At 53.6% G+C, this 13,404-nt stretch carries 10 protein-coding genes and 2 pseudogenes; 2 read left to right on the top strand and 10 right to left on the bottom strand.

Going from position 1 to position 13,404, the window contains the following annotated elements; all coding sequences use genetic code 11:
• The first annotated feature begins 37 nt into the window (after positions 1–37).
• On the top strand, positions 38–430 hold the full coding sequence (locus NQ230_RS06910) for a TA system toxin CbtA family protein (RefSeq protein ID WP_257260565.1): 393 nt from the start codon (positions 38–40) through the stop codon (positions 428–430).
• Positions 415–531: pseudogene (locus NQ230_RS06905) on the top strand (DUF5983 family protein); the annotation flags it as partial. The gene NQ230_RS06910 and the pseudogene NQ230_RS06905, both read left to right, overlap by 16 nt.
• Before the next feature lie 256 nt (positions 532–787).
• Here NQ230_RS06905 and NQ230_RS06900 read toward each other — a convergent pair.
• From NQ230_RS06900 to NQ230_RS06855, 10 genes and pseudogenes are all read right to left on the bottom strand, one after another.
• The gene (locus NQ230_RS06900; protein WP_257260563.1) at positions 788–2,134 is read right to left on the bottom strand and encodes a VasL domain-containing protein; all 1,347 of its coding nucleotides are present in this window, start codon (positions 2,132–2,134) and stop codon (positions 788–790) included.
• A gap of 44 nt (positions 2,135–2,178) precedes the next feature.
• On the bottom strand, positions 2,179–3,423 hold the full coding sequence (locus NQ230_RS06895; protein ID WP_257260561.1) for a GIY-YIG nuclease family protein: 1,245 nt from the start codon (positions 3,421–3,423) through the stop codon (positions 2,179–2,181).
• Between the two features lie 72 nt (positions 3,424–3,495).
• Complete coding sequence (locus tag NQ230_RS06890) at positions 3,496–3,897, bottom strand: YdcA family protein (RefSeq protein WP_257260560.1); 402 nt, start codon at positions 3,895–3,897, stop codon at positions 3,496–3,498.
• Positions 3,898–3,962: 65 nt separating this feature from the next.
• Positions 3,963–4,433: a hypothetical protein gene (locus tag NQ230_RS06885; protein WP_257260559.1), complete on the bottom strand. Its 471-nt coding sequence runs from the start codon at positions 4,431–4,433 to the stop codon at positions 3,963–3,965.
• Positions 4,434–4,447: 14 nt separating this feature from the next.
• The gene (gene tssE, locus NQ230_RS06880) at positions 4,448–4,903 is read right to left on the bottom strand and encodes a type VI secretion system baseplate subunit TssE (RefSeq protein WP_257260558.1); all 456 of its coding nucleotides are present in this window, start codon (positions 4,901–4,903) and stop codon (positions 4,448–4,450) included.
• Positions 4,903–5,448 (bottom strand): type VI secretion system lipoprotein TssJ, encoded by a 546-nt coding sequence (tssJ, locus tag NQ230_RS06875; RefSeq protein WP_257260557.1) that lies wholly within the window; start codon positions 5,446–5,448, stop codon positions 4,903–4,905. Before tssJ ends, tssE begins: the two co-directional genes overlap by 1 nt.
• Entirely contained in the window at positions 5,426–6,511 is a 1,086-nt protein-coding gene (gene tssG / locus NQ230_RS06870) for a type VI secretion system baseplate subunit TssG (protein WP_257260556.1), read from the bottom strand. The genes tssJ and tssG overlap by 23 nt, the downstream gene beginning before the upstream one ends.
• Positions 6,475–8,229 (bottom strand): type VI secretion system baseplate subunit TssF, encoded by a 1,755-nt coding sequence (gene tssF, locus NQ230_RS06865; RefSeq protein WP_257260555.1) that lies wholly within the window; start codon positions 8,227–8,229, stop codon positions 6,475–6,477. Before tssF ends, tssG begins: the two co-directional genes overlap by 37 nt.
• A 41-nt stretch (positions 8,230–8,270) precedes the next feature.
• Complete coding sequence (tssA, locus tag NQ230_RS06860) at positions 8,271–9,872, bottom strand: type VI secretion system protein TssA (protein WP_257260554.1); 1,602 nt, start codon at positions 9,870–9,872, stop codon at positions 8,271–8,273.
• A pseudogene (locus tag NQ230_RS06855) lies at positions 9,872–12,973 on the bottom strand (ImcF-related family protein); the annotation flags it as partial. The gene tssA and the pseudogene NQ230_RS06855, both read right to left, overlap by 1 nt.
• Between the last annotated feature and the right edge of the window lie 431 nt (positions 12,974–13,404).

Below are 13,404 nucleotides of genomic sequence, written 5' to 3'. Positions count from 1 at the left end.
CCCTTTTCAACCCGACTTTATTCAGGAGCATTTTATTATGCAAACCTTATCCGCCATTTCGGTGCGGAAGGCACCGCCACACCCGACGCCCGTTGAAATCTGGCAGCAACTTCTGACGTATCTGCTGGAAAGGCATTACGGCCTTTCGCTTCACGACACACAGTTTGGTGATGGCAATGTGATTCAGCAGCATATTGATGCCGGGATTTCACTAGCAGACGCACTCAATTTTCTCGTTGAAAAATCTGAACTGGTGCGAATTGATCGCCCGGGTTTCTCCTTTCACCTACAGTCCGCTTTTATCGGGACAATTGATATTCTCCGGGCCAGGCGGGCAACGGGACTGATGCAGCGTTTTGGATACAAAAGGATCACACATATCATCGCAGGGAAAGCAGCTCAGGAACAACATTCATGGAATTGTCCCTGACCACGGAAACTGATTCCATTAACATACTGGCCTTCAACGTGGGTCCTATCGCTGTTGATATCGATGGTATTGAACTGGCCGACCTGATTAATGTGGTCTGCTATATGGTATCATTTTCAAACGCCGATGATGCTCACTACGATTCCGTAAACAGGCAGGCACCGTGCAATCCAAAACACTTCAGATGGAGGTAAAAATTCCCGTTCAACCTTCTAGTTTTGACTTACTACAGAAGGGGGCCTTATTGGGGGCACATGAATTAATCGAACAACTTAAATCGCATTATCATCAATGAATTAAAACACAAATTCGAAGTCTGCAGGGGACACTTTGACCTCCACGCTTTTTCCAGCATATTCACCTGTCCGCCGCCAGAATTGAAGAACCCTGTTTTATTAGAACATACCGTGCCGCCAGTTGTTTAAGATGCAGCTCCAGCTGGGTCTTTTCTGCTTCAGGAAGCGCATTTCCGGCAGGATACTGCGACAGGCGTCTGAGCTGCTCTTCAGCCGGTATCGCATGGTTAAATGACTGCATCGTCGAAAAAACCACGGATTTAAGCTCGCTCACCGTTATATAATTTCCTTTTTGCTCATCCAGACTACTTAGCCGATTACTCAGTTGCTGCAGCTTCATCATTCCTTGATACCAGCTGTTCATTGCGTCCAGAGGTAAGGCTGTCGCGTTAAATTTTTGCTGCCACTGCATTGTGAGCGGTTTAGCCTCCTCCGGCCGCAGTGTCTGGATCTGCTCTAAGAGCTGAAAGCTGTAGGAGATGCTCCAGTCAGGAGGCAGTTTATCCAGTCGGGCAAGCTGCTGCTGCGTATCTGTGATTAACGTGGCCGGTAAAGTACCTCGCTGTATTAACGCGTCTTGCTGAGCAGGTGTAAGCACTTCAGATAACGGCGCTAGCGAGGCAATAGCCTGAGCCGTTAAGGGATCGGGTCTGGACAGAAAGCCTGCTCCCCACGCCACAGCGATGCAAACCACCAGCGTAGAACTCATCCCGGCAACAAAGGCTTTCCATGGTGTGGCAGATCCGGGAGCTGCCATATGGTCCTCACTATTCGGCTCAGTTTCCTGCTGCGCAACATAGACCCATTTCACCTCCTCGATCGGCTCAGCTCTCTCCGGAGGCGTTTCACTGCCAGGCCTGCTCTCATTCAAATCTGTTACGCCATTACTGTTTTCCAGCCTTGCTGCGCTTGAATGTATCAGCGTTCGTAGCGTATCGAACTGACTATAGTGTTTGAGCTCAAGACGCTGGAGCACCGCCCCCAGGCTGGTAAGCAGCTCTTCAGCGCTATAAAGCTCGCTAAGATTACCGTTGTTCAATGGAAGCATACGTACGAGCTGCTGCAGGCGCTGACTCAGACTGCTCAGGATTTCCATACGAACCTGCAACGCCTGCGGCCAGAGAATATCCCACTGCCGACTAATCAGCGCCTCCAGGATTGCCAGCCCTTCATTCATGCCCGCCAATCCAGACAGATGCGTACGGGCAAGGGTATACCAGGCTGCTGTCTGCAACTCAACACCGTTTTGCTCGAATAATGAAAGGCAGCACTTTTCCACATATACCCAGTTCACATCCGGGCGCGCGGGATGGCTTAGCTTACTCAGTTCATTACGCAGGGATGCATATTCCGGAAGCGTGCGCGGGTCGCCGCCGGTTTTTATTTTACGTGGGGTGATGTCATTCATGACCAGATATTCCTTTGACATGAGGAAACATGGCGAATTATCGTTTATGCGGCTTCGTTTTCTGCATATTCGAGACTTTGCAGATACTGCAAAGCCACTGGGTCAGCAATATATTCAACCTGACCATGGTGACGTTCTACCTCATCGATAATTCTGCTGAGCTCGACACGGAAAAACTCCTTACGCAGGTTAATTCTGTTGATCCGGTAGCTTTCCAGATGATCATGAAGTGTCTTTTCAAGTGCGGGGGCGTCATCGCAGGAAATCATGGCGTGAACGTCAAAATCAAACGGCACGGCTGCACCACTCAGTTCTTTTATGCGCTCCATGGGCTCCAGCCGTCGGGTCATACCGATTTTGAAAACGTTCTCACCGAAGGAACCGATATTCGAAATCACATACACATGTCCCTGCTTTGTAAGCTGAGCCATGGATTTGGCGCGTTCATACTGCTGATGCACGTCCTGGATTTTCTGCTCCAGCTCCAGACGCTGTCTTTCCAGTTCTTCCCTGTGAGCCCCTTCAGCGGCGAGCAGAGCTTCCTCCAGTAAACGCTGCTGCTCCGCAAGGCGTTGCTCCTCCTCTTCCGCTTCGCGCTGCTGCTGCTCCAGCTCATCCTGACGCTGTTTTTCTTCCCGCATCTGACGCTTCAGCTCTGCCTGAAACTCTTTTTCTTCCTGGGCTTTTTCCAGCAGGGCGACCTTATCCAGAAACTCCTGTTTTACGCCTTCCCAGTCGGCATTGTCTTCAAGTTTCAAAAAGGTGATTTTCTCGCTGATAGCCGCGTAAGCGTCTCTTTCCTTCCTGAGCTGGTCATACTTGCTTTGCCAGTTATTCACCGTGGTGCCGGAAAGCAGTGTTTTGACTTTGAATTTATACGCAGAATCCACAATACGCTGCAGTGCCCGGGAGGCTTTATTTCTGGCATTGCGAAATTCCTCCCACTGACCCGAAAGCTCTTTCTTTTCCTGATACAGGCCGCGAGCCACTTCAGTGCTGACAGTTTCTTCAAAGGCTTTCTCTTTCTGAATGAGGTACGACATAGCCTGCTCAAGCTCCGCGGTTTTCTTCCGGAAGCCCCGGTAAATGAAAACCCGTATTAACAGCGCAACAGCTATCAGTAAACCAAAGAACAGACCGAGTATTCCGACCGGGTTCGATACTGACTCAATAAATCGCTCATTAAGATTAATTAATGCCCTTACCGCGACATAAACACCCCAGATAATTACGCCAATAATAACCAGAATAATTCCCGCAGCATTGTTATCCTTTTTTCTTCGTGCCATTTTTATTTCCTTTCTTCTTGCAATCCAGTTTATTCAATCCGCACAGTGGAAAAGGAACCTTTTCCCCAAGGATTAATACTGATTCCCTGAACAAATCGGTAAATGGGTGAAGCCGGGCTTGTTGGCCATATAAAGAGGTGCACATGTGGGCTGTCGGGGTTGCGTATTGGCTGGCTCAACGCTTTCCATAACGGGTTGCTGCTCCTGTTTTTTCGCGATTGTAACCTTTTTCTTCGTACGAGTTTTACTGGCGGGAACGGAAGGCTTTTCCTGCTGGAGGGCGTCTGCGTTCCCGTAGCCGGAACAGAATCGCTTCGACTGGCTAAAGCTGCCGTCGTTACAGACAAAACGACCATCCGTGGTGCAATGTGCAATCCCTCCTTTTGAACCTGAACAGGGCTGTCTTCCTCGTGCGGCCTCAGCCTGCAAGGTAAAAAGGACACTGAACATAAGAAAGAGGCTTAGTTTTTTCATTATTGCTTCCATGATCATTTCGCGAGTCAATTCGCAGTGACTAATAAAGAGAATGAATATTATCGCTATGGCAATAGCGCTAACATCAGACCGAAAAAAATACCTTCATCAAATAGTTGTCCTGACCGGTATGGCGTATCAGGGAGAGTAAAGGTCCAGTCACTTACACACCCCATCCGCATGAACAGGCGTCCTTGAGAAATAATCTTTTCCCCAGAACAGAAAGTCACCTCGACACAACCAGCTACTCCCTGCCCATAAAGAAAGAGCGGCATAAACTTAACCGCCCGGTTTTCATAACGCAGAACGATACCGGAAATCTCGAAAGCCCCGCTCTCCACCAGCAGGTCCGGGACTGATGTCGTCAGTGTCTCTACGTTCAGTCCGGTACCTGTCAGCCACTCATCCATCTGCGTCTGAAGCTGATCCATTCGCAGGCGAAACTCAGCAATGTCAACCTGACTCTTACTGCCAGGCAAAGCCGGAACGGGCTGTCTGGCCTGTAGCTTCTTCAGGAACTGTGATTTTACGGACATGGTGTTATCAGACCTTATATACGGGTTGTTGTGTCGAGATACTGCTGTTGCCTGAGATGCCGCAACAGAACCCGTCCTTCGGGCATAAACTCAGTGCCGTAGCGCACCAGACCAATCCCTTTAAGTTCGGCGTCAATCGCATAGCGCAACTCGCCGGGTACGTTCTGCTCCAGCAGAACAACGTCTATCTTTTTCAGGCGCGGCTCATATTTGAGCAGGGCGGCAGACAATGTGCCCATAAGCTCATGGGCCGTTCCCGGCATGCCCTGCAGAATTTTGGTCGTATCGGGTAGCCCGTAGTCAGGCAGATGCGCAAGCGTGCCGGCGCGACAGTTAAGAACGCGCTGCATGTTATCGAGTACCGAGAGGATGACCTGATTTTCTTCACTGACCTGGTTGAGGTTGAGACCACCTGTAAAATTTCCGGTTAGCATTTCATACAGCGAAGGCGTGTTATGTCCCTGGGGCATTAGTCGTCCTTAAGCGGTTGCAGCGTAAGATGGTTCTCGCCAGCTTCCAGAATGCGCGGTTTATCCGGTTCCAGATCGCTGCGCTTGATAACCTGCTTCCAGGTGTCGTTGGTCATATCCGGATGGCGAAATAACCCCACTACCGCGACAAACTGCGCCTCTTCTTCCATCGGCATATCAAGGCTTGCATCACCGCCCGGTTTCACCACGACATTACGACTGGCCAGCATGTCATCTTTCAGAATGCTGGCATCATCCTGAAGCAGTTGCTGATAAACCGTCTTGTCAAAGGTTTTGCGGTCTTTGAGCTGGTAAACCCGGACCACGACAGGCTCAGACAGCGAGTTATTTTCGCGAGAGTCGGTGTTCAGCGCTTCACGGGCGGTGAAATCCAGATGCAGGATTTTAATCTTTTTATAGAACACAGAATTAAACGCCGATTTGGTACCGTCGGTGACGCTTTGCGTCACTCCGCAACCTGTCAGAGTGAGCGCCATCAGAGGCATCAACCAGCGCATGGTCTTAGTTAAACTTGTACGTAACACGTCGGTTTCCTTGTTGTGGTTTCGCGGGCTCCAGCCCGCTGTAATATCCCAGCTCTGTCGTAAAGGTTGCAGGCATGTCATCAGGATAACTATCACCTTCCGCGCCCAGCACGCCGTTCATTCCTAGCCAGAAAGGATTTTCACCCAGCGGGGGTACGGCCAGCAGTCGAACCGACGTCGTCAGGGTCATTCTGGCCTTAAACCGCCAGCCCAGATAAACCCGCAGCATCACCAGAAAGTCCTGGTACAACTGGCCATCCGGTTTCCAGCCCTGCACTTCCTGTTCGTTGTCCGTCGCGAGAGCAATCAGCAGTTGGCTGCCGGCATCCATCGCTTCGTCACCCAGCGGCGTATTGCCATCAAGCAGAAAATCTTCGTCACCGTAAAATCCCAGCAGCCTGTCGATCTCTACAGGCCGGAGACAGTACGGACGCACCTGCACCGTCGTATAAGGGGCCAGCAGGCTCACCAGTGCCTGCATCCCTTCCTGAGTTTTGCCCGGCTGCTGCAGAACCCCCAGCAGAGCCAGAAAGCGCGACACTGGCGTGGCAATATGATTTGCCGTGCCCGGTATCCCCAGACCAACCAAACCCAATAACGACTGTGAAATGCTGTCCGTTCCGCCCGGCTCAAACGTGGCGGGGTAAGAGTATTTACGCCAGACGCGGTAAAACTGCGTCAGAATGCGATGACTAAAGATATCCAGAAAACCCTGCAGCGCTTCATGCCCTTCCCGGCGCAGGGTGATGTCATCGAGATACGCCGTCGGTAAGGGCGAATCGACACCGTACATGCCCATAAAGGTGGTGCGAATAACAGCGGGCTTGCTGTCATCCTCTTCGTCATATTCGACAGACTTCAGTTCGCTGGCCGGGAACCCCATCCCAGGATGCGGCGCAAAGCGTACCGGATCATCAGAGGGATGGCTGGTCGATCCCATTAGCGGTCTGCCCGGGTTGCGTTTCTCCAGCAGCTGACATAACCGATAGAAGTTAATGCGGTGAAGGTCGGCTTCAAGCCTCGGTTTCAGCCGGGAATGCGGCGATTGTGCTTCTCTTCCCATTCCAGGCGTTCTCCGGTTGGTTGCAGAATAATAATCAGGCGATTGAACAGATAGATGTCGGTGTAGAGCGCAAAGAAACGGCTCAGCATCTCGCCGAACAGGCAGATGTCGCCGCGTCCGGCAAAGCCGTGGCTGTCCAGCGTTACTTCAATCTGCACGCCGCGCACCAGGTAACCCTGCTCAAATCGCTCGGTTTCACTGTGCTTCACGTCGATGATGGCTTCCAGACGACGGCGGTTCATTTCGCTATCCGTCCATTCATACAGCGCAAGGGTACCGCGCAGCACATCGGCGTTATCCATCATCGACAGGAACCCGCTGCCGAGATGGCTCAGCACGCGCCAGTGGAAACGGTCCTGCGCCGGTGGATAACAGGGAAGCGTTGGCGCACACAGGTTGCGCACGGCGATACTGGCTGACGTGGTTTTCATTACCGTATCGAGCACGGTACTTTGCAACGCTCGTCGCGGCAGTTGGCCGTTGGTACCCGTGAGCGTCAGCGACAGGCTTTCATCTTCAGGGACGGTGTGGTTATCAAACGCTTCGCCACCCAGGATAAGCCACGTATTGTGCAGCCCTGACGGACCGCGGCGCACGCGGGTGTGGTAGTAATATTCCGGGGCTTCATGGCGCATCATTCCGCCTTTGTGGCGGAAGCTTGAGAACGGCACGTAGGTATGCTGGCTCGATGACATCACCGAATCGACCGCGTATATCTCGGTATGGCCATCCTGCACGCGCATCGGGCGCAGCATGTACTCGGTTTGCAGCGAGTTGAGCGTCAGCGGATCAGATTCCAGCGGGAACAGGTTAATTACCGGCACGCAGTTCAGGCGCAGATGCTTTTCGGTAAAGCTGAAATCATGCTCCCAGCGTTCTGCCAGCACCACGTCGATTTCAAACCATGGGAGCTCAGCCGGAAAGGCCATAGTCTCAAGCCCACGTAGCCCCGTGAACATGAATTTCTCACGGAAGGTGAAGTACTCCAGCAGCAGCTGATAGCCGCTAAAGCTGCTGCTGCCCTTCGGCCACAGGTCATCGTCATCGCCAAATCCCAGCGCGGCGAAGTACCCGTCGAGCGGTCTTCTGTCCACGTCACCCGGCATCCGTAACCATAGACGGGCCGTGTTCATGGTAAAGGCTTCATGCATGGCGCAGGCCAGCGGTGCATCAGCGTTGAAGTAGAGCGGGATCTGGCTGAGATCGACACAGCTCCAGTCGGCCAGGTGGCTGCAGTTAAAGCGCAGGCTGATGACCGAACGTCCGTCAGGGTCAGTCGACAGGCGGGCGTGCTCCAGCGACAGCGGCTGAAGGGTGATCTCTTTAGTTGTGGTGTACCGGCAGCGTGTGCCCTTTTCACCAATAGGCCGAGAATTCACCTCAAAGCCTTTGACGATGCGCATCTGCTCTTTCATCTCACGCCAGTCAGGGGTGAACTCCACCACCGACATCGAGGGAATGGTGCGCAGGTAATGCGGCCATAACAGGCTGACCAGCCCTTCAGTCAGCTCAGGCAGGTCGTCATCGAGCTTCTCACGCAGGCGCCCCATCAGGAAGGCAAAGCCTTCGAACAGGCGCTCTACGTACGGATCGCGCGCGCCGGCTTTATCGAGGTTGAGCATTGCCGCCTGCTCGGGGTGAGCGCGGGCAAACTCTTCACCAGCTTCCAGCAGGTAGCGCATTTCAGCGTCGTAATAACGCAGGGTTAAATCGTCCATAAAAACCTGAATATATGAATTTTAAAGGTAGGCCAGGCGTTTTACCCGCAGAGCACCGCACTGCTGGCCGGATCGAGCGCAATCAGACCGGACAGAAGCTGGTCCATCTCAGGCTGAAGCAGTGATTTATCGGTTTCACTGCGTGTGGCTTTCATGCGCAGCAAACGGAGGCGGCGCGATTTGACTTCAAACAACAGCGCTGGCGTCCACTGCGTGAGGGTGATTGACTGCGCTGCACCATCAAGTTCACCCAGCAGATGCAGGGCCAGTTCATTTTTGCCCTTCTGTTCCGCCACGCGTGCCATCAGCAGGCGCAGCAACCATTTATCTTTCGTGGAGTCCGCCCCTGGACGTGTCTGAAGCCAGTGGAGTGCGGCATCCAGGCCATCCGAATCCGCTTTTTCAAGCGCTTCCGGCTCGAGGGCCAGAATATCGTTGCCCGTCTCACTGACAGCACTGACCGGCTCATCACGCCAGTTGGACATATCGTCCAGCACGCTTTGATTTATCCAGTTGAGCGTGACCTCATCAGCAAACGGCGTTCCGTCATTAAAGGCCAGGGTTTCAAGTCCGGTGAGGCGTCGCAGCAGCCCTCTCAGGTCGGCGATGATGATGTCGGCCAGGACATCCTGACCCAATTTCACCAGAGCCTGGTGGATATACCACTGCAAATCCAGCCAAAGGTGATTAGCACCACGCGAGAAGGTGCTGTCCGCCTGCTCCAGTATCTCCAGCCAGCTCTGCTGCAGATATAATCGTTTGAGCATGGCCCTTTGATCAGCCCGCGGTGGTTCGATACGTGTTTTCCCTTCGGCATCCGGTGCAGGGATCGCTCTCAGCGTGTCATGGCGCAGGCTTTTCATCAGCCGGTGTGCGGGAAGCCATCCATCGGGTTGTTCACGCAAATATCCCGCCAGAGTACGGGCCTGACTCAACAAATCCTGACCGGACGTGATGCGGCTCAGGACTGGCGCGTCATGCTCTGTCGTGTGTGCAGAGGTCTGTGACTGAGGGTTGTTACTGGCGTTCTGCGGAACCAAAGCATCCACGCCACCAGCCTTCATCAGGCGGGATTCCAGTGCGCTGTAGAGCGCATTCAAATCCGGCCGCGACGCTTCTGGCTCAGCCTCAAGACTGCTGCGGATGAGCAACAGCGCACCGACTGTACGCATAGCATCGTCGCGTACCACTTCAGGCCACAGGGACAGACTATCAAGCAGACGAGAGCCTGCTAGCCACTCCAGCGCCGGTTTACGGCTTCGCTCCCGCTGCGGATGAAGCTGCGCTCCGTAGCGCTGCAGTAATCCCGCCAGCAGTTCAAGCCCTTCGCCAAAGCCAGCCTCGCCGTCCTGGTGCAGACGGGCCCAGCAGTAATAGGTCGCAATACGGATATCTTTGGCGGTGGTGGTCAGCAGTTTTTCGGCAAGCGTACAAATCAACCCGGTATCGATGCCGGAGAGTTTATTAACCTCCTCTCTGATACGCTGAAAATCATCGTCATATCCCGGTTCCTCCCCAGCAGGGCTGGTATCGCTGACAGGAGCAAGCCAGGGATGCCAGCGTTCCGTGCGCGCCTGCGCCTGCTGTCGCAGCTCAATTTCATCCGCCTGACAGGCGGCGATCAGATTCTGCAAAGTGCTCATTATTCGATTCCATCCATGTCACTGATTTCCGTATTGGCCATCAGAGCCTGAGCCGTGGCCGCGCTGTCAACGCTGAAAATCTGATCCGGCAGCGTGAAGCCACGCAGTTCCAGTAATGCCAGTGGCCCTCTACCCAACTGTGAACGCAGTACCCACTGCAGGGTACGACCATCCTGGGCTGTGTAACTCACCATCCACTGACTGCGGTCAAGCTGCTGGCGCTTGCCCTGATCCAGCCAGCGAATAAAGCCCCAGGTCCCGCGGTAGTCCCCGAAAAGACGCGCGCCTGCATTAACGGAGGTCCATGTCAGCATCGTCCCTGGTTTATAAGTGTCTCCCGGCCAGCGGAAGGATTGCCAGTCAGCCATCTGGTTAAAGTAGTGCAGCTTTTGTCCATCAATGGTCAGTTGAGTTTCTACAACCTGCGATGCCGGGCGTGCCTGCAGCTCGAAGCTGATGCCCTGACTGCCATCGGTAAACAGAATGTCTGAAAGTTCGCTCAGGTGGTTAATGGCCCGCAGGAAAGCCGGGTTAAAGCTCAGCCCCTGGCTGTTGACTTTATCCGGTACCCACTGGCTGCCTTCTTTGTGAAGCACCCCACTGAGTTCTGTGGTCAGGAATCGATCTATGCGACCACTGTCTTTACGGATGAACTCTGCCAGCATCGGCAAGGAGGCGTCACTCTTGCTCGCTGCGAACGGGAAGCGCCCTTCAAATGCGGTGCGCCAGTTCGCCACCACGGAGCGAGTCCATTTGTCATTCAGGCTCGCCGCCGACGGCTGGAGCACGGTCTCCCAGGCCTGAGTCAACGGCTGCACAAACATGGTGCTGCCAAAACCACTCCACTCTTCACCAAGGCTTGCCGAAATAAGACTGCCATATTGCTGGGTGTCGGTCAGGTCAACGCTTTTTCCCTGAAATACGGTCTGCGCCAGGGTTTGCATCATCTCCTGCGGATCTGAGGCGCTGGCCACCTGCTGCAGGCGAAGACGCACGCGAGTGATACGGGTCAGATAGGTCTGCAGACTCAGAGAGTTGTCAGCCGACATGACGTTGCTGCCCGTATTTTTACCCAGGAGCTGAAGCAGCGGACCGAAAGTTTCATCCAGCGGCCCCTGTGGACCTGTCGCCGACTGGTCAATTGCGGGTTTGTCTTTTCCACCAACCAGATCTTTTGCCGATTTGATAATGGAGTCCGAAAGGCCTTCGCTTTGCTGGCCGGTCTGCCCCTGCCAGGCGAGGGTGTTCATCAGGGCAATCAGTGGCGACTGGCGGACATCACTCATTAGCGTCAACTGGTCGGTCACATCGGCAATATTGTTCGCAGGATTCCAGCGCAGACTGTTAAGGAAGTTCAGCCAGCTGCCGGCAAAGTCAGTGAAGTAACGCTCAGTCAGGCGGGCTTTGAGCGCTTCCGGCGACATGTCCGCAGATACGGCTTTACGGGAATCGCTCAGCACCCAGTCGATTTCATCCCGTCGCGAATTTGCGGCCTTTTCGATAGCCTGCTGAATTCCCCCTTCCCATGCCTGACGGGTGAACATGCCCGACACCACTTCATCGGTGGTGAACAGCCGCCGCGCATCGGTACCGCTGGTCATGTCTTCGAGGGACACATCGGCAAAGTTACGGCGCACTGATTTGAGCATGTTCTCGTACAGCGTGCTTTCTGCATTGCGGCGGCCAATCTGCTGCAACAGCACCTGGCGGCTCTGGCTAACCAGCTGTGCATCCGGTGTGATTTTCCACTGTGGCTGCTTTGGCAGTTCAGTGATATAGAAGGCCCATAAATCCGGCGACAGGCTTTGCCATAGCCCGGTGGAGATCCCCATACGCGTTGGCTGCACGGTTTTCATAGCTTGTGCATAAAACGCGCCGTCGACTTTATCCGGACGGGCCATCATCAGCCAGGCTTTAAGCTGGTCATAACCCGGTTTCGCCAGCTGTGCACGCTGGTCGCTGTTTGGCGCTGAGTTGATCAGGGCGGTGAGCTTTTGCGCCAGGGCAGCATTTGCCGGGTCGCGTATTAGCCGGTTATTCGCCACGCCGTACCAGGGCAGCAACGCATCGAGCAGTTGCTGGTTATGGTCAAGGCCAAAGCGCTGATACCAGGGCGTGCCCTCCTGAATATTGTGCAGCAGGCGGCCGGCGTCATTTCGCAGTTCATGCAATGCCGTCAGTTGATAGTCGGATACGGAAGGATGCTCGACCAGGGCATGAGCCTGCTCAGCGACGGAGACAATTTGCTGGCGATTAACCGCAAATGACAGCAGCGTCCCGGCCCCCCAGACACCAATGATAGCCATCAATGCCCATGCAAGCGTCTGCTCCCAGGCCATACCGATACGGCGGCCACGTACTCGGGTACAGTCTTCAATAATACCTTGCCAGGTTACAGGCAGAGTAAGGGCATGACGCTGTACAGACGCGATAGAGGACTCTGCGTCAGTAGACTTTTTGTCCGGCAGGCAGCTAAATATCAGGCCACGCAGCGGAACACGCTGCTGAGAGACAAAGAGCCATGGCGCCAGTTGCTGAGCCCAACGGGCAATGCCGCCGTCTTTGAGATGCTGGCCCAGACGTAGCAGGAAATCGTGACGGTTGTTCTCAGTGACCTGGTTCACCCCCTGCGTCCGCAATGCCGGCAACATCAGTTCAAGCTGACCGATAATGTCGCTTTCTTTAGCGCGCAGCGGGAAATGAGCCCCCACCACCTGCTCAATACGCTTAGCCTGCGACCATTTACTGTCGCGCAGTTGCCATAACCATACCGGTGCGGAATAACGCAGTAGTTCGCTGATTTTTTCCAGACCGCGTAAATCGTTGTCACTCATCTGCGGTGTCAGGTTAAACGCTGGAGGCATGACACGGATAACCCCGTCCAGTGGACGTCCCCGGCGAAGTTTACGCAGCGCGGTGTATTTTTCGCGATCGGGCTCAGAAGCCAGACTGCCGCCGTAAATCAGTACGGTACGATTGCCTTCAAGCCACTGCTGCTGTTGCAGGCCTGGAACAAGCTGTTCAATCGCGGCTTCATCACCAGCGATTAGCAAGAGACGGATTTTATGGTGCCAGAAGAAAGTATATCTACGGCGGAGGGATGTTCTGAGAGTCAAATACTCATTCCAATATGTATTATCCTTTTTCTTTTCAGCCTGAGCCTTTGTTTCTTTTCCGGTTGAGGCAGCCTTAATAGCTTTATAGTTTTTCTCACCGAACAGGCGAGTGACAATAAAAAATAGAATAATAAATAAAACCAAACCGCCAGTCAGCAACGTGCAGGTGAAAATCCAATATCCTTGCTGTACAGAGCCGTCCGTCACTCCCAGCGTTTCGGGAGAGAATTCAAGTAACCACAAAACTGTCGTTCCCACTACAAAAAGAAACAAAAGAATCAGCCATAGCTGGAACGTTGTATTTTTAAATATTGCCAAAAGACGCGTCACTTCAATGCACTCCGATCAAAAAGCTGATGGCAGTTTTATCAGTCGTGGGAAAACTGGAACCGAAAGTAAACTCATCGGTTCACAGA

The sequence above is a fragment of the Enterobacter asburiae genome, assembly GCF_024599655.1.
Classification (GTDB): domain Bacteria; phylum Pseudomonadota; class Gammaproteobacteria; order Enterobacterales; family Enterobacteriaceae; genus Enterobacter; species Enterobacter asburiae_D.
This window is presented reverse-complemented; position numbering and strand designations above follow the sequence as displayed.

Excerpts from the sequence above, each read along its gene's own strand:
- NQ230_RS06910 (WP_257260565.1), top strand. The coding sequence starts at position 38 with ATGCAAACCTTATCCGCCATTTCGGTGCGGAAGGCACCGCCACACCCG.
- NQ230_RS06900 (WP_257260563.1), bottom strand. The coding sequence starts at position 2,134 with ATGAATGACATCACCCCACGTAAAATAAAAACCGGCGGCGACCCGCGC.
- NQ230_RS06895 (WP_257260561.1), bottom strand. The coding sequence starts at position 3,423 with ATGGCACGAAGAAAAAAGGATAACAATGCTGCGGGAATTATTCTGGTT.
- NQ230_RS06890 (WP_257260560.1), bottom strand. The coding sequence starts at position 3,897 with ATGAAAAAACTAAGCCTCTTTCTTATGTTCAGTGTCCTTTTTACCTTG.
- NQ230_RS06885 (WP_257260559.1), bottom strand. The coding sequence starts at position 4,433 with ATGTCCGTAAAATCACAGTTCCTGAAGAAGCTACAGGCCAGACAGCCC.
- tssE (WP_257260558.1), bottom strand. The coding sequence starts at position 4,903 with ATGCCCCAGGGACATAACACGCCTTCGCTGTATGAAATGCTAACCGGA.
- tssG (WP_257260556.1), bottom strand. The coding sequence starts at position 6,511 with ATGGGAAGAGAAGCACAATCGCCGCATTCCCGGCTGAAACCGAGGCTT.
- tssF (WP_257260555.1), bottom strand. The coding sequence starts at position 8,229 with ATGGACGATTTAACCCTGCGTTATTACGACGCTGAAATGCGCTACCTG.
- tssA (WP_257260554.1), bottom strand. The coding sequence starts at position 9,872 with ATGAGCACTTTGCAGAATCTGATCGCCGCCTGTCAGGCGGATGAAATT.